General features: G+C 63.4%; 24 protein-coding genes. 3 read left to right on the forward strand and 21 right to left on the reverse strand.

What is annotated here, in order from left to right:
• Positions 1 to 67: 67 nt before the first annotated feature.
• From ACFY9W_RS12045 to ACFY9W_RS12105, 13 genes are all read right to left on the reverse strand, one after another.
• Positions 68 to 385, reverse strand: coding sequence for a hypothetical protein (locus ACFY9W_RS12045; protein WP_391130202.1), 318 nt, complete (start codon positions 383 to 385; stop codon positions 68 to 70).
• Positions 386 to 780: 395 nt separating this feature from the next.
• Positions 781 to 1,158, reverse strand: coding sequence for a hypothetical protein (locus ACFY9W_RS12050; protein ID WP_391130205.1), 378 nt, complete (start codon positions 1,156 to 1,158; stop codon positions 781 to 783).
• 10 nt (positions 1,159 to 1,168) lie between these two features.
• Positions 1,169 to 2,404 (reverse strand): SfnB family sulfur acquisition oxidoreductase, encoded by a 1,236-nt coding sequence (locus ACFY9W_RS12055; RefSeq protein ID WP_391130208.1) that lies wholly within the window; start codon positions 2,402 to 2,404, stop codon positions 1,169 to 1,171.
• Positions 2,405 to 2,571: 167 nt separating this feature from the next.
• The gene (locus tag ACFY9W_RS12060) at positions 2,572 to 3,915 is read right to left on the reverse strand and encodes an OprD family outer membrane porin (protein ID WP_391130211.1); all 1,344 of its coding nucleotides are present in this window, start codon (positions 3,913 to 3,915) and stop codon (positions 2,572 to 2,574) included.
• A gap of 357 nt (positions 3,916 to 4,272) precedes the next feature.
• Positions 4,273 to 5,049, reverse strand: coding sequence for an ATP-binding cassette domain-containing protein (locus tag ACFY9W_RS12065; RefSeq protein ID WP_391130214.1), 777 nt, complete (start codon positions 5,047 to 5,049; stop codon positions 4,273 to 4,275).
• Positions 5,046 to 6,395, reverse strand: a complete 1,350-nt coding sequence (locus ACFY9W_RS12070) for an ABC transporter substrate-binding protein (protein ID WP_391130217.1) — start codon at positions 6,393 to 6,395, stop codon at positions 5,046 to 5,048. The genes ACFY9W_RS12065 and ACFY9W_RS12070 overlap by 4 nt, the downstream gene beginning before the upstream one ends.
• Positions 6,396 to 6,424: 29 nt before the next feature.
• A complete protein-coding gene (locus ACFY9W_RS12075; RefSeq protein WP_391130220.1) occupies positions 6,425 to 7,765 on the reverse strand; it encodes an ABC transporter substrate-binding protein in 1,341 nt (446 codons plus the stop codon).
• A 79-nt stretch (positions 7,766 to 7,844) separates the two neighbouring features.
• Positions 7,845 to 8,909, reverse strand: a complete 1,065-nt coding sequence (locus tag ACFY9W_RS12080; protein WP_391130223.1) for a branched-chain amino acid ABC transporter permease — start codon at positions 8,907 to 8,909, stop codon at positions 7,845 to 7,847.
• 4 nt (positions 8,910 to 8,913) lie between these two features.
• Complete coding sequence (locus ACFY9W_RS12085) at positions 8,914 to 9,795, reverse strand: branched-chain amino acid ABC transporter permease (RefSeq protein WP_391130226.1); 882 nt, start codon at positions 9,793 to 9,795, stop codon at positions 8,914 to 8,916.
• On the reverse strand, positions 9,795 to 10,562 hold the full coding sequence (locus ACFY9W_RS12090) for an ATP-binding cassette domain-containing protein (RefSeq protein WP_391130229.1): 768 nt from the start codon (positions 10,560 to 10,562) through the stop codon (positions 9,795 to 9,797). Before ACFY9W_RS12090 ends, ACFY9W_RS12085 begins: the two co-directional genes overlap by 1 nt.
• Positions 10,559 to 11,521: an AMP-binding protein gene (locus tag ACFY9W_RS12095; RefSeq protein WP_391130232.1), complete on the reverse strand. Its 963-nt coding sequence runs from the start codon at positions 11,519 to 11,521 to the stop codon at positions 10,559 to 10,561. Before ACFY9W_RS12095 ends, ACFY9W_RS12090 begins: the two co-directional genes overlap by 4 nt.
• A gap of 19 nt (positions 11,522 to 11,540) precedes the next feature.
• Positions 11,541 to 12,944, reverse strand: a complete 1,404-nt coding sequence (locus ACFY9W_RS12100; protein ID WP_391130235.1) for an NtaA/DmoA family FMN-dependent monooxygenase — start codon at positions 12,942 to 12,944, stop codon at positions 11,541 to 11,543.
• Positions 12,923 to 13,099 (reverse strand): hypothetical protein, encoded by a 177-nt coding sequence (locus ACFY9W_RS12105; RefSeq protein WP_391130238.1) that lies wholly within the window; start codon positions 13,097 to 13,099, stop codon positions 12,923 to 12,925. Before ACFY9W_RS12105 ends, ACFY9W_RS12100 begins: the two co-directional genes overlap by 22 nt.
• A gap of 84 nt (positions 13,100 to 13,183) precedes the next feature.
• Between ACFY9W_RS12105 and ACFY9W_RS12110 the strand changes: the two genes are divergently transcribed.
• Positions 13,184 to 13,825: a TetR/AcrR family transcriptional regulator C-terminal domain-containing protein gene (locus ACFY9W_RS12110; RefSeq protein WP_391130240.1), complete on the forward strand. Its 642-nt coding sequence runs from the start codon at positions 13,184 to 13,186 to the stop codon at positions 13,823 to 13,825.
• 147 nt (positions 13,826 to 13,972) lie between these two features.
• Positions 13,973 to 14,872 (forward strand): RHS repeat-associated core domain-containing protein, encoded by a 900-nt coding sequence (locus tag ACFY9W_RS12115; protein ID WP_391130243.1) that lies wholly within the window; start codon positions 13,973 to 13,975, stop codon positions 14,870 to 14,872.
• Here ACFY9W_RS12115 and ACFY9W_RS12120 read toward each other — a convergent pair.
• Positions 14,869 to 15,645: a class I SAM-dependent methyltransferase gene (locus ACFY9W_RS12120; protein ID WP_391130246.1), complete on the reverse strand. Its 777-nt coding sequence runs from the start codon at positions 15,643 to 15,645 to the stop codon at positions 14,869 to 14,871. The two genes, ACFY9W_RS12115 and ACFY9W_RS12120, sit on opposite strands and share 4 nt — an antisense overlap.
• 103 nt (positions 15,646 to 15,748) lie before the next feature.
• Between ACFY9W_RS12120 and ACFY9W_RS12125 the strand changes: the two genes are divergently transcribed.
• Positions 15,749 to 16,369 carry an energy transducer TonB gene (locus ACFY9W_RS12125; protein ID WP_391130249.1) on the forward strand — a complete coding sequence of 207 codons (621 nt, stop codon included), beginning with the start codon at positions 15,749 to 15,751 and terminating at the stop codon, positions 16,367 to 16,369.
• 2 nt (positions 16,370 to 16,371) lie between these two features.
• Here ACFY9W_RS12125 and ACFY9W_RS12130 read toward each other — a convergent pair whose 3' ends face one another.
• The 7 genes from ACFY9W_RS12130 to ACFY9W_RS12160 form a co-directional block, all read right to left on the reverse strand.
• Positions 16,372 to 17,061: an extensin family protein gene (locus ACFY9W_RS12130; RefSeq protein WP_391130252.1), complete on the reverse strand. Its 690-nt coding sequence runs from the start codon at positions 17,059 to 17,061 to the stop codon at positions 16,372 to 16,374.
• A complete protein-coding gene (locus tag ACFY9W_RS12135) occupies positions 17,061 to 17,891 on the reverse strand; it encodes an isocitrate lyase/phosphoenolpyruvate mutase family protein (RefSeq protein WP_391130255.1) in 831 nt (276 codons plus the stop codon). Before ACFY9W_RS12135 ends, ACFY9W_RS12130 begins: the two co-directional genes overlap by 1 nt.
• 28 nt (positions 17,892 to 17,919) lie before the next feature.
• On the reverse strand, positions 17,920 to 18,789 hold the full coding sequence (locus tag ACFY9W_RS12140) for a DUF72 domain-containing protein (RefSeq protein ID WP_391130258.1): 870 nt from the start codon (positions 18,787 to 18,789) through the stop codon (positions 17,920 to 17,922).
• A gap of 3 nt (positions 18,790 to 18,792) precedes the next feature.
• On the reverse strand, positions 18,793 to 19,083 hold the full coding sequence (locus tag ACFY9W_RS12145; RefSeq protein WP_391130261.1) for a hypothetical protein: 291 nt from the start codon (positions 19,081 to 19,083) through the stop codon (positions 18,793 to 18,795).
• 131 nt (positions 19,084 to 19,214) lie between these two features.
• Complete coding sequence (tsaB, locus tag ACFY9W_RS12150; RefSeq protein ID WP_391130264.1) at positions 19,215 to 19,889, reverse strand: tRNA (adenosine(37)-N6)-threonylcarbamoyltransferase complex dimerization subunit type 1 TsaB; 675 nt, start codon at positions 19,887 to 19,889, stop codon at positions 19,215 to 19,217.
• 287 nt (positions 19,890 to 20,176) lie between these two features.
• Positions 20,177 to 20,827, reverse strand: a complete 651-nt coding sequence (gene adk, locus ACFY9W_RS12155) for an adenylate kinase (RefSeq protein ID WP_391130267.1) — start codon at positions 20,825 to 20,827, stop codon at positions 20,177 to 20,179.
• Between the two features lie 10 nt (positions 20,828 to 20,837).
• Positions 20,838 to 21,062: a hypothetical protein gene (locus tag ACFY9W_RS12160; protein WP_391130270.1), complete on the reverse strand. Its 225-nt coding sequence runs from the start codon at positions 21,060 to 21,062 to the stop codon at positions 20,838 to 20,840.
• Positions 21,063 to 21,072 lie beyond the last annotated feature (10 nt).

A 21,072-nucleotide genomic window follows, 5' to 3' on the forward strand; every position in this document is an offset into this window, starting at 1 on the left:
TGCGGCGAGCCCAAGCCGTGGGCCAACGCCGCACCATTGAGATAGTGATCCCCCAACAACCGTCGCGTTATGCCTGTGATGTTCGGTTTGTCGGTGGCGGTGTCGACTCGATGCCATCGAGTATCGCCTCCACCACACCCTCTGCCATTTCAATCGCATGCAGGTTCGACCAGAGCATGCCCCGGCCTTCTTCGCGCATATAGTCCAATGCTTTGTAGCCGGTTTCGTAGGCGCTGCGCAGGTACAGAGCTACGTGGACCAGAGCGTCTTCGGCGGAAATGTTCGGGTTGACGGTGAAAAGGGGATCATGGCCGGCATCGCAGCGGCCAAAGGGACGGGTGGAAGTGCATGGAAGGGGTGGATCCGGGACTATTTTCTTGATCATGGAAAATGCTCCTCAGGGCCGCCAACCATCACTACCACGTGAATGGGTGGCGACTGTACGCGAGGTGGTAGACCCGGGCATTTTCCAATCCAGGCAGGCTCGAAAGCCTCCCACGCACAGCCGCCATAGACTGTCATGGAAAAAATGCATCCGGGCTACCACACCCGATCGCCAAGTTGTTCGGCGACGGATAGAGCCTAGAGACACTGGTTCCCACTGAACAGGTGATGGCAGAGGACGCGGGTCGTAGGATATTTCCGAAGTGCCCAGCTGGACAGCCACTTTGGCAACAAATCAGAAATATCTGCGCAGGACTTGGCTCTAACCTGTGTGCGGGCAAGGCGGTGCGCCGAACCGCCGCGAAGCGCCGCAAAGCGGCCCGGCAATATCTGCGGCTAGCCCAGGCCGTCGGCCAACGCCGCGCCATTGAGGTAGTGATCCCCCAACAACCGCCGCTGGGTCGCCAGCACAGGCTCACCACCGTTCACCTCAGGCCGCGCCAAGCTGCGACCGGCCAGCTCGAAATACGCCTGCCCGGCCAACCTGGCCCCCTCGGCAGCCGCCAACCGAAACGCAATCGCCGACGCCTGCGAATCATCCGCACGCTCCAGCAGTGCATCGGCCGCATCAATGGCGATGCGCACCTCGCCCACGGCGGCAATCACCAAAGTTTCCTGACGCGTACTTTGGCCACGCAAGTATTCAAGCAGTGCCGCCTCGACCTGGCGGGCATGTGCCAGGTCGGTCCGGCCATGGGAATGGGTATTGGACATGTGCGCCTCCTCAGTTCCAGGCGTGACGTTGTGGCTTGATGCCGTTGAGCAACTGATTGCCGACCAGGTGGTACTTCCAGCGCACCGGGTCGTGCAGGGTGTGGGTGCGGGCATTGCGCCAGAAGCGGTCCAGCCCCTGGCTGGCCGATACACTGCGCGTGCCACCCAGCTCCAGCAGGCGGCTGGAAGCCTCCAGCGAAATGGCCGTGGACAGCACCTTGGCCTGGCCAACCACCACCGAGGCCTGCGCCACATGGTCCTCGTCAGGCTGGGCTACAGCCAGGTCCACGGCTTGCGCAGCACGGCGCAAGATGGCTTCGGCCGCTTGCAGGCGCCAGGCCAGTTCGCCAATCAGCGCCTGGCTGAGCGGGTCTTGCCAGCCATGCTGCAAGCCGCTGTCGGCCCACGGCCGCGCCTGGCGGGCCGCCTGCAAGGTGGCGGCGAAAGCGCCGCGGGCAATACCGGTATCCACTGCGGCCTGGATGATCTGCGAGATCGGGCCATCGGCAGTGGGCTGGTCGTAAGCCTTCCAGGCCGGGATCACATCAGCGGCCGGCACCTGCACGCCGTCAAGGCGCACCTGGCCACTGGCGGTGATGCGCTGGCCGAAGCCATCCCAACTGTCGACCACGGTCAGGCCTGCCGCGTCACGTGGGACGAAGGCGATATGCGGGCGCCCTTCCTCATCAACGCCAGCAACAGGAACAATGTGGGCAAACAGGGCACCGGTGCAGTACGCCTTCTCGCCATCTATCACCGCACGGTCGCCATCGAAGCGGATTTGCGTCTGGAAGGTGGTCACGTACTGGCCGCGCGATTCGGAAAAGGCATTGCCGAAGCGGTAGCCCTGCAGCACCTTGGCGAAGTAGTCGCGCTTCTGCGTTTCGCTGCCGGTCAGGCGCAGGTTGCTGAGCACACCAAAGTGGTTTTGCGGCAACTGGCCGAGGGACGAATCGGCCGCCGAGATGGTTGCAATCACTTCACTGAGGGTGGCGTAGGACACCCCCGCGCCGCCAAATTCCCTGGGTACGGTGATCGCCCACAAGCCACTGTCGGAAAAGCGATCAAGCTCGTCCCATGGCAAGCGCCGCTCACGGTCGCGCAAGGCTGCCTCCTGGGCAAAATCCTCGGCCAGACGCTGGGCGACTTCGATGGCTTCGGCATCGCTGCGGATGACATGGGCGGCGCGCCGTGGCGCCGAACGGGCCTGCGGGGGCAGGCTGGATACGGGTGAAAGGGTCGTCATGTGCAGCTCCATGCATAACAGGTTCCACAGCTATTCAGCAGAACCTGTGCCAACCTGATAAAACCTTTAGATTCAGCCTGTTAGATACCAAGCTGATGGTTCGGAAAGCCCCGAGGCCGACAAACTGCAGATCGCCTGTTGCCTGGCCAACAGTTTGCCGGGCCCACTCAAAGGCTGATGTCCAGCGGGTACTCGACAATCACCCGCAGCTCGTCGACGTTGGCCTCGGCGGTATGGCCCCCGCCCACCCGGTGGGTGGCCTGCATCACGTTGAACGACAGGTTCTTGGCCGGCCCGCCCTGCACCACGTAACGCACCCACAGGTTGCGCTCCCAATGGCGGCCATCCTCGATACCGTTGTAGTAGCTGTAGGCGCCACCGGCGCGGGTGCCGTCGATATCGGTGCCGCGCACGTAGCGGGCGGTAAGTGAAAGCCCAGGCAGGCCGAGCACGGCAAAGTTGTAGTCGTAGCGCGCTTCCCAGGCCCGTTCGTTGGGGTTGTTGAAATCCGACACCTGCGATGCCGCGTCCAGCTGGATGTCATAGGTGTTCCACACATAGTCGAACGGGGTATCGCCGTCGATGCGCGTATACGACAGCTTGAAGCCGTGCCCGCCTGCGTTGATGCCGGCATGCACGCTCCATGAATCGTTGTCGATCTTGCCGGCCAGCGCCTGGCCGCTGTCGCGGGTGCGGTAGTAATCCAGGCCGGTCTTAAGGGCCAGGCTGTTGCCCAGTGGCTGCACGTAGTCGATGTTGAAGAACTGCTGGTTCCACACATCATCCAGCCGGCTGGCGTGCAGGCGCAGGTTGAGCTGGTCGTTGAAGCGGTAGTCGCCACCCAGGTAGACAACATCATTGGCGCCCTTCAGCCGCCCTGCGTAAACAGTGCCAAGGTCGCCACGGTGGTTGCTGGCGTTGCGGTCGCTACTGGATTCCAGCTTGCCGCCCTGCAGGGTCAGGCCTTGTAGCGAGTGGTCGTTGAACATGAAGCCGCGCAAGGTCTGCGGCAGCAGGCGAATGTCACTGGCGTGAAGCACAGGGCTGGTCGGGCTGACGTCGCCGTAGCGCAGTTCGGTATCGCCCAAACGGGCTTTCAGCGCCACACCCACCTTGCCGTAGGCATCCTTGGGCTCGCCATCAAAGTTGCTGCCCGAGCGCGAGACAATCCCCGGCACGCCCACGCCGTTGCCCACTGTGCCGTTGCCACCGTCAAGTTTCAGGCCGACCAGGCCTTGCAGGTCGAGGCCCAGGCCAACCGTACCCTGAGTGAAACCCGATTGCAGGTTGGCGATGATGCCGTGGCCCCATTCGCGGTGTTGGCTCTGGCGCTCGCCGGTATTGGGGTTGCGGGTGAAATCGCCGTTGCGGTAGTCCTGGCTGAAGAAATAGTTGCGGTTGATGATTTGCAGTTGGGTGCCGTCGATGAAGCCTTCGTCCTCGGCGAATGCCGGGGTACTCAGGCCGATGGCCAGGGCCAGGGTGACGGGTGGGTAGTTGCGCAAGCGCATGGCAGAACGTCCTTATCGGGTAATGGAAGCGTTCTGCTATTCCAATAACCGTGCCATGAATAAATTTCATAAAAATCAATAACTTAAACAAGATATCAACGTGTAGGACAATTACTCCACGGGCAGATTGTTCAGTTGCTGTTGTGCTGAGAACACCCAAAGAAAACCCAGCGAAGTCCCTGTGGGAGCGGGCGCGCCCGCGAAACAGGCAACGCAGTGGATGGCACCGGCTTTGCCGGTGTTCGCGGCGGTTCGACGCCTCGACTCGCCCGCTCCCACAGAGATTGCGCGGGCTTGAAGATTTTGAATAAGACAGTTACTCCCACAGAGAACGCGCCAGCTTCGAGTGTTTCGGACTCAGCCAGCCTTGCCCCCCAGGTAAAAGTGCCGCAGGTCTTCGCGCGCCGCCAGCTCGGCAGCTGCTCCCTCGCCCGCTACCCGGCCGTTCTCCAGGATGTAGGCGTAATCGGCGTGGCGCAGGGCAACGTTGATGTTCTGCTCGGCCACCAGAAAACTCATGCCTTCCTTGGCGTTGAGCTGAGCCACGATGTCGAAGATTTCCTCGACAATGATCGGCGCCAGCCCCATCGAGGGCTCGTCCAGCAGCACCAGCCGTGGCTGGGTCATCAGTGCGCGACCGATGGCCAGCATCTGCTGCTCGCCGCCCGAGGTCAGCCCGGCCTGGGTCTTGCGCTTGGTCTTCAGGCGCGGGAACCAGGCATAGATACGCTCCAGCGCCTGTTCCAGCTCGCGCCGCGCCGGTTTGCGCAAGAAGCCCCCGGTGCGCAGGTTTTCCTCGATGGTGAGGTGGGCGAACACGTGTCGCCCCTCCAGCACATGCACAATGCCCTGGGCCGCCAGGCGGTTGGCCGCGATGCCGGCGGTGTCCTGGCCGTGGAAGCGGATATGCCCACGGCTCACCCGCGCACGGTCGGCTTGCAGCAACCCGGAAATGGCCTTGAGCGTGGTGCTTTTGCCAGCCCCGTTGGCGCCCAGCAAGGCGACGATGTCGCCCTGCCCGACCCGTAAGGAAACCCCGGCCACGGCCAGGATCGCGCCGTCGTAGATCACTTCGATATCCTGTACGCCCAGCAACTGCTGGGCGCGCTCGGCAGCAAGCGGGGCGTGGGTCATGGCGCGGCCTCGTCTTTGGCGCATTCGCGGGGAGTAACGCCTTTCTCGCGGGCAAACTCGCCTGCCTTGGCATCGATCAGCGGGCGCAGGGTGGCGCGGTCGGCCTGTACCCAGTCAGTCACCAGCGTCCACTTCTGGCCATCCCACTGCTGCACCTTGGCCGCGCCACCGCCTTCGTGGTCACTGCACGACAGCTTCAACGGCTGCATCAGGCCGAGGAAGCCGATTTCCTTCAGGCGGGCATCGCCCAGGTTCAGGTGCTCCAGGCCCCAGCGCCCTTCCTCGCCCGTGAGTGGGCGGTTGCCAAACTTCTTCTGCCCGGCGCGGATTGCCTCCACGGCAATGGCCGCGTTCACAAGGCCCGAGTTGTAGTACACGCTGCCAAAGCTGTTCGGGTCCTTGAGGTCGCTCTTGCCGGTGTCGACGATGTACTTGCGGATGCGCTGGTGAATGTCGAAATCGGCACCGCCCGGGTACGGCGTCAGCGCCAGGTAACCCTTGCCGGCCTCACCTGCCGGCAGCACGTCTTCGTTGGAACTGGCCCAGATGTCGCCGACGATGCGGTCCACCGGGAAGCCGAAACGCGCCGCCGTCTTGATCGCGACCGGCGTGGACACACCCCAGGTGCGCAGGAACACCCAGTCCGGCTTCTGCTGGCGCACCTGGCGCCATTGCCCGGCCTGCTCATTGCCCGGGTCGGCCACCGGAATCTGGATGTTCTCAAAGCCGTATTTCTGCGCCAGCAACGCCATCGGCCCCTGGGTTTCGCGGCCGTAGGCGGAATCGTGGTAGACGGTGGCGATCTTCTTGCCCTTGAGCTTGTCCAGCCCGCCTTCGCGCTCGGCCACATAGTTGATGAACGCAGAGGCCTCGCTGTAGAAGGTCAGCATGACCGGGAAGTTGTAGGGGAATACCCGGCCATCGGTGGCTTCGGTGCGGCCATAACCCAGCGTGATCAGCGGGATTTTGTCGGCCTCGGCCTTTTCCGCCAGGGCGTAAGCGGCCGGCGCGCCGTTAGGCTGATACAAGGCCACCGGCGCGCCGTTCAGGCCGTTCTTGAAGCGCTCGTAGCACTCGATGCCCTTCTCGGCCGTCCATTCGGTTTCGCACTCCTGCCATACCAGCTTGACGCCATTGATGCCGCCTTCGACCTCGTTGATGTAGCGCAGGTAGTCGATCATCCCGGCCCATACCGGTATGCCGCTGGAGGCGTAGGCGCCAACCCGGTAGGTGGCCAGCGGGAAGAACTGCTCGTTGCTGGCCGCCTGGGCCACCGGCAGCCATGCCGAGGCAAGGCCCAAGGCCAGGCCGAGGGCGGCGCCGTAGCGTTTGAAAGGTGCGTACATGGTGGTTTCCCTGATCTGTCGTTGAGTGTTCACAGCTCGCTGGCGCAATCGCGCGGCGTGATGCCCTTTTCCTTGGCGTAGGCGGCCGACTTGGCCTCGATCAACGGGCGCAAGGTGGCCCGGTCGGCCTGCACCCAGTCGGTCACCAGTACCCATTTCTCGCCGTCCCACTGCTGCACCCGCGCTGCACCGCCACCTTCGTGGTCCGAGCAAGACAGCTTCAGTGGCGGCAGCAGGCCTTCAAAACCGATGGCCTTGAGCCGCGCAGCATCGATGTTCAGGTGCTCGAAGCCCCAGCGCGCTTCTTCCCCGTTAAGCGGGCGGTTGCCGAATTTGCCCTGTGCCGTGCGCAGCGCCTCGACGGCGATGGCGGCGTTGATCAGGCCGATGTTGTAGTACACCTTGCCGAAGTAGCTTTGGTCCTTGAGGTCGCTCTTGCCCGTATCAAGGATGTGCTGGCGCAGGCGCTGATGGATGGCGAAGTCGCTGCCGCCCGGGAAAGGTGCTAGCGCCTGGTAGCCCTTGGCCGCATTGCCGGCCGGGATCACATCGGCCTCGGAGCCGGCCCAGACATCCCCGATGATGTGATCGACCGGGATACCGAAGCGCGCCGCCGTCTTGATGCCAACCGGCGTTGATACCCCCCATGTCCGCAGGAACACCCAGTCCGGCTTCAGCTGGCGCACCTGGCGCCATTGCGCCGACTGTTCGTTACCCGGGTCGGCCACCGGGATCTGGATATTCTCGAAGCCATACTTCTGCCCCAGCAATTGCATCGGCGCCTGGGTTTCGCGGCCATAGGCCGAGTCGTGGTACACGGTGACGATTTTCTTGCCTTTGAGCTTATCGAAACCACCCTCGCGCTCAGCGATATAGTTGATGCCCACCGAAGCCTGGCCGTAGTAGTTCAGCAACAGCGGGAAGGCATAGGGGAACACACTGCCATCGGTGGACTCGGTACGCCCGCCAGCGCCGTCGATCAGCGGGATGCGGTCGGCCGCGCCCTTCTCCATCAAGGCATACGACCCTGGCGTGCTGTGGGTGAAGAAGAACGCCGTGGGCGCCCCGTCCTGGCCGTTCTTGTAGCGCTCGTAGCACTCGACGATGCGGTCGACGTTCCATTCGGTCTCGCATTCCTGCCAGGTGAGCTTGACGCCGTTGATGCCGCCCTCCACCTCGTTGATGTAGCGGAAGTAGTCGATTTCACCGGCCCACCACGGGATACCGCTGGAGGCATAGGCGCCCACCCGGTAAGTGGCCATGGGCACGAACTGCTGGTTGTCGGCAGCGGCGGCAACAGCCGGCACCACGGTAGGCGCGCCCAGCAGGAAAAGGCTGGCGAGCAGATGGCGACGCAAGGTTTTACGCATGTTCGGTTCTTTTAAGTGAAGGGTTTGAAACCTCCTTTCCCGTGGCCGGGTCAAGGCGCCTGAAGGTGTTGGTATGGCGTCAGAAGCGCAGCGGCCAGACGCGAATGCGCTCACGCAGGTTGCCCAGCAGGCGCACCAGGCCCTCCGGTTCCTTGACCAGGAACCAGATGATCAGGCTGCCAAACAGGATCTTCTGCAGGTTCTGCAATTGCCCGGCATCGACATGGCCGTTGAACAGCCATTGCCCGGCATGGCTGAGCAGGATCGGCGTAAGGCTGATGAACGCCGCGCCAATGAAGTTGCCGGCAATACTGCCCATGCCGCCGATGATGATGATGAACAGGATCTGGAACGAACGGTTGATGTCGAAGCTGCCGGCGCTGGCCGTGCCCAGGTAGGCAAAGGCCCACAGCGCACCGGCGATGCCCAGGTAGAACCCGCTGACAGCAAAGGCCAGGCGCTTGTAGCGCTCCACCTGGATGCCAATCACTGCAGCGGCGGTATCCATGTCGCGAATCGCCATCCAGTTGCGGCCCACCTGGCTGCGCACCAGGTTCAGCGCCACCCAGGTCAGCACCACCACACAGGTGAGGGTCAGCAGGTAGCGCCCCACCGGCGTGGCCAGGCTATGGCCGAACAGCTCCAGGCGCGGGGCGCTGATGGTGCCGGACGAGGCGTAGTTGTAAAACCATGGGAACTTGGCAAACACCCATTCCAGAAAAAACTGCGCGGCCAAGGTGGTGACCATCAGGTAGAAGCCCTTGATGCGTGAACTCGGCAGGCCGAACAGCAGCCCCACCAGCCCGGCGATCAGGCCACCGCCCAGCAGCGCCAGCGGCAACGGCAGCCCCGGCACGCGCAGCAGCAGGCCATAGGTGGCAAACGCCCCCACCGCCATGAAGCCCGCCGCCCCTACCGAGGTCTGCCCGGTGTAGCCGGTCAGCAGGTTCAAGCCAAGGCCGGCCAGCGACAGCACCAGGAACGGGATCAGGATTGCGTTCAGCCAGTAATCGCTGCCCAGCCAGGGCAACACGACAAAGGCCACCAGCAGCAACAATGCCAGACCCAGTGGGCGGTGGCGGGCCACCAAGGTCAGCGGTGCGTCGTCGAAGCGCGCTGTGAGGCGCGCGGCAGTCGTGGTCATGCGGTCATACCCGTTCGATGGCCCGGTCGCCGAACAGGCCGGCGGGGCGGATGTAGAGGAAGATCAGCGCCAGGAAATAGGCGAACCAAGGGGTGATGCCACCGCCGATCAAAGGCCCGATGTAGGCCTCGGCCAGGTTCTCTGCCGCACCCACGATCAGGCCGCCGACAATCGCCCCGCCAATCGAGGTGAAGCCACCGATGATCAACACCGGCAAAGCCTTGAGCACCACCAGCGACAGCGAGAACTGCACCCCCTGGCGTGCCCCCCACAGCAGGCCGGCCACCAGCCCGACCACGCCGGCCACTGCCCACACCACCTGCCAGATACGGTTAAGGTTGATGCCCAGCGACAACGCGGCGCGGGTATCGTCGGCCACTGCCCGCAAGGCCAGGCCAATGCGGGTGCGGTTGAACAGCAGCGCCAGCAGCGCCACCAGTGCGGCCGAAACGCCAGCGGCCACCAGGTCGAACTGGCTGATCATGATGTCGCCGACAAACAGCGGCACATCCTCGATGCCCAGGTCCAGTGCACGCACCTGTGCGCCCATCAGCCCCTGGGCGAGCCCTTCGATGATGAACGACAGGCCCAGCGTGGCCATGAACAAGGTGATCTGCGAGCGGTTGACCAGTGGCCGCAGCACCAGCCGTTCGATCAGCAGTGCGCCGATGATCATCACCACCACGGTGATGGCCAGCGCCACGGCAAACGGCAGGCCCTGCTGGTGCAGGCTGACGAAGGTCAGCGCGGCAAAAAGCAGCATGGCGCCCTGGGCGAAGTTGAACACGCCGCTGGCCTTGTAGATCAGCACGAAGCCGATCGCCACCAGCGAATACATGGTGCCGGCGAGCAGGCCGCCGATCAGGGTTTCGAGGAAAAAGTTCATCAGTGTGCTGCCCCCAGGTACGCGGCTATCACATCAGGGTTGGCCTGCACGTCGGCCGGTGAGCCGTCCCCCACCTTGCGCCCGTAGTCCAGCACCACCACATGGCTGGACAGGCCCATTACCACCTGTATGTCGTGCTCGATCAGGATCACCGTGGTGCCCAGGTCGCGGTTGATATCGGCGATGAAGCGGCTCATTTCCTGCTTCTCCTCGGCATTCATCCCGGCCATCGGTTCGTCGAGCAGCAACAGGGTTGGCTGGGCTATCAATGCCCGCCCCAACTCCACGCGTTTCTGCAGCCCGTAAGGCAGGCTGCCGACAGCCACATCGCGCCAAGCCTGTAGTTCGAGAAACTCCAGCACCTGCTCGGCGCGTTCGGCGAATGCCCGCGACTCGCGGCGGGCGCGAGGCAAGCCCAGCGCCTGCTCCAGGAAGAAACTGCGCTGAAAGCGCGACAGCCCGGTCAGCAGGTTGTCGAGCACACTCATCTTCTTGAACAACGCGTTGTTCTGGAACGTGCGGCCAATGCCTAGCCGTGCCGCGGTCAGCGGGTGCGGGCGGCGCAGTGGTTGTTCGGCGAAGAACAGCTGGCCGGCATCGGCGCGGTAGACCCCGTTGAGAATGTTCAGCAGCGAGCTTTTGCCTGCGCCATTGGGCCCGATCAGGGCGCAGATCTCCCCGCGTCTTACGCTGAATGACAGGTCTGATATCGCCTTGACGCCCTTGAACGACAGCGACACGTTGCGCACCTCCAGCAAAGCGCTCATGCCGCACGCCCCAGGTAATCACGCAGCCAGGCTGGCCGCGCCGTGCCTGACGTGGCCGGGGCGCTGGGCACGTCGATGCGTTGCAGGCGCTGGAAGCCGAGCAAGTGCCGTACACGGGCTTTGAGCCAGCGGCGCAGGCCGCGCTGCGGGTCTTGCTGTACCCAATCGCACAGCCGCCGTTGCCAACTGCCGGCAGGTGGCAGCCGTGCCTCTATTTCGTCGGCCAGTACCTGCACCCGCTCGGCCGACAGCAGCAGCGCCGTCGGGGCAATTTCGCGGCGATCGCGGCTGGCCGACTCGGCCGTTTCCGGAAACGCCAGGCCTTCGCCCCGCTCCAGCCAGCGATCAAGCATGTGCGTCAGGCCTTCGCGCCATTCGCTGCCTTCATCGACCCAGAGCACTTCGTCCCGGGCAACCTGCGCCCACCCCGCACGCTGCACTGCGGGTGCCGCACCCACAAGCAGCGCCGACAGCGGCTGAACCTGCCATTGGCCCGTGAGCACAGCGTCGGCTTGCGGCGTGAACAACCGCAGCGGCCATTGGCCGTGCAAACCCGTTTGCAGCCATTGCGCCACCTGTTCGCGGCGCTGGACAAAGGCGAACCCCGGGTAGGCCAGGCGCAGCTGGCGTTGCAAGTCTTCGCCACGGCTGTTGGCGGGGATCAGCAGGGCATGGCCATTCAAGCGCCGTGCGGCCAGCGCAAGCAACACCAGGCTGGGCTCGTACGCGCCGCTCAAGGCAAGCCGTGAGCCAGCCACGAAACCCTGCTGGCTCAAGCCATCGGCCAGGCGCTCGACCTCCCGTTGTACGTCGATCCAGCGCCAGGCTTTCCACACGCCAAGGCGCCGATGGCGCAGGGCAACCCGGGTTGGCCGCTCCCTGGCCCAACGCTGCAAGGCCTGCAGGTGGCTGTCAGCCACGGCATCAGCCTGCGGCGGGGTAAATTCATGCACATTCATCGCGTGGCTCCCTGGCGGCTCAGGCCGGTTCGGTAATGCTGGCCGGGGCGGGCTGGCGGCTGAGGTCGCGGTAACCGGCAGCCGGGTGGCTGGCCGGCAGCCGTGGGCCGTCGCCAAACAGCTTTTCGCGCAGGGTGCCTGGGCGGTACTCGGTCTTGTAGGCGCCGCGCTGCTGCAGTTCGGGCACCAACAGCTCGACCACGTCACGGAAGGTTTCGTGGGCCAGGGCATAGGTCAGGTTGAAACCGTCGACATCGGTTTCTTCAACCCAGGCTTGCAGTTCGTCCGCCACGGTTTGCGCACTGCCGACGATCAGCGGGCCAAAGCCGCCGATGCCGACCCAGTCGGCCAGCTCCTGCACGGTCCAGCGCTTGTTCGGGTCGGCGGTGGAAAACGCCTCTACCGCCGACTGGATGGCATTGGTGTGGATATGCTCCAGCACCTGGTCGGGCTGGTACTTGCTGAAGTCGATGCCGGTCCAGCCAGAAATCAGCGCAAGGGCGCCTTCGTAGCTGGCGTAGCTTTTCAGCTCCTGCCATTTGGCCTGGGCCTTGGCGTCGGTTTCGTCGACGATCACCGTCTGCATGTTGAAGATCAGCACCTTGCGCGGGTCGCGCCCGGCTTCGGCGGCGCGGCGGCGAATGTCGGCCACGGTCTTTTTCAGGATGACCTTGGACGGCGCGGCGACGAACACGCATTCGGCATGCCCGGCGGCGAAGTCCTTGCCACGGCTGGATGCACCCGCCTGGTACAACACCGGCGTACGCTGCGGCGACGGTTCGCACAGGTGAATACCCGGGACCTGGAAGTGCTTGCCTTGGTGGCGGATCTCATGGACTTTGCGCGGGTCGGTGAACAGCCCGGTTTCGCGGTCGCGCACCACCGCCCCGTCTTCCCAACTGCCTTCGAACAGCTTGTACAGCACCTCCAGGTACTCGTCGGCGTAGTCGTAACGGGCATCGTGGTCGCTCAGCGCCTTCTGCCCCAGGTTGCGCGCACCGCTGTCGAGGTAGGAGGTGACGATGTTCCAGCCGATGCGCCCCTTGGTCAGGTGGTCCAGGGTCGATAGCCGACGGGCGAACGGGTACGGGTGCTCGAAGGTGAGCGAGGCGGTCAGGCCGAAACCGAGGTGCTCGGTAACCAGCGCCATGGGTGTGATCAGCGCCAGCGGATCGTTCACCGGCACCTGCGCCGCCTGGCGGATGGCCGCGTCGCCATTGCCGCCCAGCACGTCGTAGATGCCGATCACGTCGGCGATGAAGATGCCGTCGAACTTGCCGCGCTCCAGCAGCCTGGCCAGGTCGGTCCAGTAGTCCAGGTCCTTGTACTGCCAGGCGCGGTCCTTGGGGTGCCGCCACAGGCCGGGTGACTGGTGGCCGACACAGTTCATCTCGAAGGCGTTCAAACGAATTTCACGTGGCATGGGGACTCCTGTTCGATAGGCTCGGCACCCTCTTCAGGCACCCTTGCAGCTGTATCAACACGATTCATGCCAAAAAAATAATCGTTATAAATCAGATACTTGAACATCATCGCCAACAGGTCTGATGCCTGAGTGACGACATCACTGTCGGTCAACTGTCCGCCAGCAGACAGCAGCCAATGTGACCTGGTTTTAGCCGGATGGCGCCTGACCCGTTAAGATGAGGGTTCTTCAACCAGATGCAGACGACAATGCCCAACGACGCACCCATCGGCCCAGGCCGGCCAAAGGACCTGGCCAAGCGCGAGGCTATTCTTGAAGCGGCCAAGGCGCTGTTCCTCAGCCTTGGCTACGCCAACACCAGCATGGATGCGGTCGCTGCGGCGGCAGGTGTTTCAAAACTTACCGTGTACAGCCACTTCACCGACAAACAGACCCTGTTCTGCTCGGCGGTCATGGCCACCTGCCAGATCCAGCTGCCTGACCTGCTGTTCGAGTACCCGGAAGGGGCACCGGTGGAAGAGGTGCTGCTGACCATTGCCCGTGGTTTCCAGGCGCTGATCAGCAGTGACGAAGCGGTCAAGCTCAGCCGCCTGATCATGGCCCAGGGTAGCCTGGACCCGAGCTTTGGCGAGTACTTCTACGAGGCCGGGCCCAAGCGTGTGCTGGCAGGGATGGAAGCGCTGCTGCGCGGGGCGCACGAGCGCGGGCTGCTGCACATCGACAACCCGCTGCGGGCGGCGGAGCACTTTTTCTGCCTGGTCAAGGGGGCGCCGGATTACCGCTTGCTGCTGGGGTGCGCAGGGCCGCTGGAGGGGGATGAGGCCGAGGCGCATGTGCGCGAGGTGGTGGGGGTGTTCTTGCGGGCATTCAAACCCTGAGGCAAACGCGGCTCTTTGTAACCGATGGACTACAAACGTCTTTCGGGTGCTTTGTGAGCCAACCCCGACCTGACATTTTTGCCAGTACACAACCGGCCACTCTCCCGGCAAGCTCATATCCCATCCCTCGATATGAGCTTAACCACCATGCCATCGGTAGCACTCAAGCTCTTTTACAAGGGCAACAAGCTTTCGGTATTACATACGAACGATGCCCACCACACAGTGGTCAGCGCCAGCGGCCAGAATTTGTGCGAAGCGACCAGCGACGCCACGCAAAAACGATTTCTGGCCAGCGATGCACAATACTCGACAGTATTCACCCACGAGGAATACCTGACCACCATTGCCTATACACCTTATGGTGAAGACACTTGCCCACCTGACAGCCCGCCAATAGCAAGGTTCACAGGGCAGAGTTGGTTACCCTCGGTCGTTGGTTATCTACTGGGTAATGGTCATCGCCTGTTCAGTACAGAAATTATGCGTTTTCACAGTCCGGACAGCTTTTCGCCGTTTGCAAGCGGTGGCTTGAATGCCTATGCCTATTGCGGCAATGACCCCATCAACAGAATCGACCCTAGCGGCAGATCTTTCAGAAGTCTGTTCAAACGCCTTACCGGTGGCTACTCATACCGCAAGCTGGCACCACGCCTGAAAGACGCTGCCCCTAACCTGTCCAGAAACGAATATAACGCGCTCTCAAAATCAATCGAAAAACGCCAGCTCCGATCGGAGAAAAAACTAGACCTGGGGTTCAAAACCGAGGGAGTTCATACCACGGCTAATGCATTTGCAGAATTGAAGGTGCTTAAGCGGGAGCGTAAGACATTAAACACTTTGACAGTCGACAACAACCGGCGTTACAACTTTGACACGACACCGCTTACGCAAGAACTGCATGGTGACATTCCCGTCCATGCAGGTCCTACCGGTAAACTCGCTGAAAAAATACTTAGCAGCCCTTCAACTATCGACCCTTCTATTCCGGAAGAGTTGGTAGACCATGATCTGCAAGAACGCCTGAGACGCCTGCGTGAAGGTTAGGCCTTCAGCGCCTTCTTAGGATATATGTCATACCGACTCGACTTGCCCTCCAGGCTATGGCTCGGCTTCGGTCCGTCAATAATCGGCGCCTTGCGCGGCCGCTTCACTACCACCCGGTGGCTGGCCAGCGCCAGGGCCGCTTCGAGCAGGGCCGGGGCGTCCAGGTCGTCACCCACCAAAGGCCGGAACACGCGCATTTCCTTTTTCACCAACGCGCTCTTGTCGCGGTGCGGGAACATCGGGTCGAGGTAGATAACCTGCGGCGCCTCGCCTTCCCAGCCGCGCATGCGCTCGATGGCATTGCCTGTCAGCAGGCGCATGCGCCCCACAATCGGCCCCACCTCTTCATCCAGCCGGGCGCGCGCCAGGCCATCCTCCAGCAGCGCGGCAATCAACGGCTGGCGTTCGATCAGGGTCATCTGGCAGCCCAGGCTGGCCAATACGAACGCATCCTTGCCCAGCCCCGCTGTGGCATCCAGCACCTGCGGCCGCACGCCTTGGGCGATGCCCACGGCCTTGGCGATCATCTGGCCGTTGCCACCACCAAACTGGCGCCGGTGCGCGGCCTGGCCTTCGACGAAGTCCACCCGCACCGGTCCCGGTGCCTGCGGGCCCAATTGCTGGATCTGCAAGCCATCAACGCCCACCTGCACGGCAAACCCGGCGGCTTCGTCCTGCAACGGCAGCGCCAGGCGCTCGGCCCACGCAGCGGCCTGCGCCTCGAATTCCGCCGACAGCGCCTCGACCCGGATACCTGTGCCCTGCTCTTCCATCTTTCACACCTAGAAATTGAACCCAGCCCTCAAGGTATCGGCCATCACGGCCGATACAGGCAATATCCCGCTATTCTGCCAGAGCACAACGCGCGCGACTGCCATGTCAGATACTCTTCCCATCGGCTTGACCTACTTGTCGCCTGTCGGCAACTACAGTCAGCACAACACCCAGGCACTCGGGGGCGTCAGCCACCTGTGGCAGGATTTCTTTGCCCGGGCCATGGCCGAGCAGCAGGAAGAGCCCGTAGACAGCGTCAGCCAGTCGTTCGTGCAGTACGACCAGGACAGCGGCGAACCCATCGGCGGCGCCCGTGCTCTGGCCCTGATCGACGCCCAGCGCGCCTGCCCGGTGCAGGATAAAGTGGTAGCACCGCCCGAGCCATTGTTCCTGCCCAAGGCCGAGCTTGAAGCCAAGCTGCTGCCCCCCGCCCCCGAGCCGTTCAGTGCCCTCGAACTGATCGAGCAACAGCGGCAGCTCGACATCAGCAACAGCTGGATGCGCCCGGTGGTGATGAGCCAGGGTCAACCGATTGCCGAACCCGGCCCAGGTCCTACCCCTCGCTCGCTGTTCCTGCCTATCGCCGAGCTGGAGAGCAGCCTGCTTGACCCGGCACCTGAGCCATTCGACGCCACCACCCTGGCCAAACAGCAGAACGACCTGGAATTCGACATCCACTGGGCTCGCCCGGTAGTGCTGAACAACGTGCGCGTTCACGCCTGAGGCTAACGGCAGACCTGCCAACGCCCCATGTCGAGGTGGAAGTGGTTTTGGTGCGCAGCGTTGTAGTCCGGCCCCAGTACCGTGCTGAAGCTCTCGCAGGCCGCCTGCTGCACTTGCCGCAGGAATTCCGCCTTCTGCCCACCTGCCTGCCAGTCACGCGCCAACACGATGCGCTGGCCGTCCTGCAGGCGAAAACCGCTGATATCCAACGCGTTGGCCGTGGCGTGCTGGCTCAGGCGGCCCTGCTTGCGGTGGTAGACATTGCGGCAGGCAAAGCTGCCCAAGTGGTCGACCTGCGTCACCGGCTGCCCCAGTACCCGCTGCGCCACCGGCTGCAAGCCATGGGTCTCGAACAACGCGTAGGCCACCGCCAGCGGGCAACTGGCCAGGAAACTGCTGTTGAGCCGCGCCTGGCCACCCTCGATGCGCCACGTATTGTGCAGCGGGCAGTTGGCCGAGGCCGGGCTGTCGGCTTGCGCCCGGAAACGCAGCTGGCTGGTTTCCAGCGCCTGGCGGCACAGCGCCGGATCATCGCGCAGGCGTGCAAGCTTGTATGGGCTCAGCAGGTTGGGCGGCTGCCGCACATCCAGCGGCGCCCATGGGTTCCATGCCCCGGGCAGGCGCCAGCCGTAATGCCAGGCCAGGCCAGCCAACAGCAGCAGGCAGGCCAGCAATGCCGGCAAAAGCCTCATCAGCGCCGGAACAGGTCGTTGAGCTGGGCGAACGGCAGGGCCTGTTCACCGTAGCCGAACGTGCCCTCATCGCGAATTTCCAGCGCTGCCCGATGGAAGGCCCCCAACGCGGCCCGGGCCAGCGACGAGCCAACGCTGATGCGGCGCACGCCCAGGTCCTGCAACTGGTTAACGCTCAGCGGCACACCCGCCATGCCCATCAGCACATTAACCGGGCGCGGTGCCACCGCCTGCACCACCGCACGCACTTCCTCGACGGTGCGCAGGCCCGGGGCGTAAAGCACATCGGCGCCAGCTTCGGCGTAGGCCAGCAAGCGCTTGATGGTGTCGTCCAGGTCCATGCGCCCGTGCAACAGGTTTTCCGCCCGGGCGCACAAGGTGAACGGAAAAGGCAGGCTACGGGCAGCCTGCACGGCGGCACGCACACGTTCCACGGCCAGCCCCAAATCATAGATGGGCGACTCACTACGGCCACTGGCATCCTCGATGGAGCCCCCCACCAGGCCTGCTTCAGCGGCACGCAAAATGGTATTGGCACACGCCTCGGGCAGGTCACCAAAGCCGTTCTCAAGGTCCGCAGCCACCGGCAAGGCGGTGGCATCGACAATCTCCCCGGCATTGTCCAGGGTATCTTCCAGGGTCAAGGCACCTTCGGCATCCGGGCGGCCCAGGCTGAAGGCAAGGCCCGCACTGGTCGTGGCCAGCGCCTCGAAACCCAGGCTGGCCAGCAGCTTGGCGGAGCCCGCATCCCACGGGTTGGGGATGACGAACGCGCCACTACGTTCGTGCAATGCCTTGAAGGCTTCGGCTCGCAGGGTTTGCACATCCATGGTTCAACCTCCGGCAGTCAGGGAAAGGTCAGAGTAGCCCCAGTTGTTCGACCTCGGGCGCGCGTGGCAATTCCGCCAGCGGTGCCAGGCCCGGCAGACGTGCCATCAGCCGTTGATGAAAACGTTGCGCCAGCGCTGCGGCCAGGCGGTTGTCCGAGGTGTGCAGGAAGATATAGGGGCTACGGCCCTCTTCGATCCAGGCGGCAACCTTTTCAACCCAGGGGGTGAGGAAGGCCTCATTGGCCTCCAGGTCCGGGTGGCCGATGAAGCGCACCTGCGGGTGTTGGCTGAAGGCTGCGGGGCGTGGTGGCACCTTGGGCTTCTTGGACTGCGCGTGCAACACGGCAGGGTCGCGTGAGGTGCAACTGAACAGCGCACGCGGGTCAAGGCAGATGCGCTCCACGCCGCGCTCGTGCAACAGGCGGTTGAGCAGGCGCTCGTCTTCACCCTTGGCGAAAAAGGCCTGGTTGCGAACCTCCACGGCCACCGGCGCACCGACTTCATCAAGAAAATGGCACAACTCGCCTAACCGTGATGGGCCGAACTGGGCCGGAAGCTGCAACCAGTATGGCGATACCCGCTGGCCCAACGGGGCCATCAGCCGGGAGAAATCGAAGGCAGCCTCAAGCTGGTCACGCAGATCGCCCTCGTGGCTGATGTCCCGGGGGAACTTGGCAGTAAAGCGGAAGTGCCCGGGCATCACCTGCGCCCATCGCGCGATGGTGCCGGGGGCGGGGCGTGCATAGAAGGTGGTGTTGCCCTCGACAGCGTTGAACACCTGGCTGTAGAGGCCCAGCATTGCATTGCTGTTGGCGTCAGCGGGGTACAGGTAGTCGCGCCAGGCGTTTTCGCTCCAGGACGGGCAACCGAGGAAATAAGGCAGTGGGGATGGACTCATCCATCAAATGTACAGGTCGAGCCCCAGCACTTCCATGTCCCAATCGGTAAAACCGGCAGTGCTCAAGTAGCTGGCCAGCGCGGTAGCCGTGCGGCGGTCTCGGGCGCGGGGGAAGATCATGTCCTGCTGGCGGGCCGGCAAGCCACCGCTACGACGGCGGGCGGTGGCTTCCACGGGTGCGGCATGGCTGTCTTCGATCACTTCGGCGTCGTCGATGGCCTCGTCATGCACCGCTGCCTTGCGCGGTGTGCGCTTGATCGGGTAGGACTGCGATGAGAAACCGTCGATACGCATGGCATGAACACTCAGGACCAATGATGGCAATTTAGCAGCATCAGGGTTCCGTCGCTAATGCTTAAGTGATAACTGGACCACAGATCGCACAGAAGGTTTAAGCGTTACCGGCAATAACCGACGAACAGCATTCACTGCTTCTTGGGCGTAGCCACATTATCGCGCAGGTATACCGGTTGCGCCTGGTCGGCGACGATTGCCTCGCCACGGCCCCAGGCAAAGCTGGCCAGGCTGAGGATGTCCAGCGCGTTAGGCAAGGCACCGGCATTGCTGGCTGCCACCTGCACGGCCAGGCGTTCGGCGTAGCCCCAACCGGTACCGGCGCCAAACCACTCGCCACTGCTGCCAACGGGCAGCGCCACCTGCTCGGGCGGCAGCACCGCCTCGTGCCCGACCAGGCGCATTTCGCCCGCCGTGGCCTGGTAGCAACCCCAATACACTTCATCCATGCGCGCATCGATGGCGGCAGCCACCTGCTGCACGCCCTGCTCGCGCAGCGCACCCTGGGCCAGCGCGGCCAGGTTGGACACCGGCAATACCGGGCGCTCCAGCGCAAAGGCCAGGCCCTGGACCACACCGATGGCGATGCGCACGCCGGTGAAGGCGCCCGGGCCACGGCCGAAGGCGATGGCATCCAGTTGATTCAGGGCAACGCCCGACTCGGCCAGCAGCTGTTTGATCATCGGCAGCAGCTTCTGCGCGTGCTGACGTGGGATCACCTCGTAATGGCTGGTTACCTTGCCGTCATGCAGCAGCGCGACGGAACAGGCTTCGGTGGCGGTATCCAGGGCCAGCAGGGTGGTCATCGAACGGGTATCCAGGTGCGAATGAAAAGAGCGGCAGTATAGAGCAGCAGCGGCGTTGTGTCCCGAAGGGGCCGCTGTGTGGGCATGGATCATGTCCTGGCGGGCTGACGACTTCCTTGTGGGAGCGGGCGCGCCCGCGAACACCGGCGCAGCCGGTGCCAGCCACCGCGTTGGGTTCTTCGCGGGCACGCCCGCTCCCACAGGGAACGTGTCAAGGCAGCCAAGGTGCGTTTCAGAAACAACAACGGCCCACAAGCGGGCCGTTGTCGATGTGCGTCAGGCGCTGATCAGCTCAGGGCTGCCAGGACCTTGGCAGTGATGGCGTCGACCGAACCGACACCTTCGATGTGGCTGTACTTCGGCTTGCCGGCATTGGCGGCCGACAGCTTCTGGTAGAATTCCACCAGCGGCTTGGTCTGGGTGTGGTAGACCGACAGGCGATGACGAACGGTTTCTTCCTTGTCGTCGTCGCGCTGGATCAGGTCTTCGCCAGTGACGTCGTCCTTGCCTTCCACTTTCGGCGGGTTGTACTGAATGTGGTAAGTGCGGCCCGAGGCCAGGTGCACGCGGCGGCCAGCCATGCGGCCAACGATTTCTTCGTCATCCACGGCAATTTCGACCACGGCGTCGATGCCGACATTGGCAGCGACCATGGCTTCGGCTTGCGGGATGGTGCGTGGGAAACCGTCGAACAGGCAGCCGTTGGCGCAATCCGGCTGGGCGATACGCTCCTTGACCAGGCTGATGATCAGCTCGTCGGACACCAGCTGGCCGGCATCCATGACTTTCTTCAGTTCCAGGCCCAGCGGGGTACCGGCCTTGACGGCGGCACGCAGCATGTCACCGGTGGAGATCTGTGGAATACCGAACTTTTCGGTGATGAACTTTGCCTGAGTACCTTTACCGGCCCCGGGAGCTCCCAGCAGAATTACGCGCATCTCGTGCTCCTCAAATTTTTTTATGAAATTCAATGGATTCGGCAGCCAGGGCCAAGTCCGGAAAATCGGGTATGACCATAAATCGGTCAGAAGGCTGCTCAAGATACACAGCGCCCGGCAGCCAGACAAGCGTCCCAAAGTTGCAGGAATGCGCCACTTGAGGCTGACCGGGCAGGCGGTTGCGCCCGGCGCAACCACCCTCCCCTTGCCCCGGCATGGCCTGCACGGCACTCATTCAGGGCAAC

The sequence above is a fragment of the Pseudomonas sp. NPDC008258 genome (assembly GCF_042956345.1).
GTDB lineage: Bacteria > Pseudomonadota > Gammaproteobacteria > Pseudomonadales > Pseudomonadaceae > Aquipseudomonas.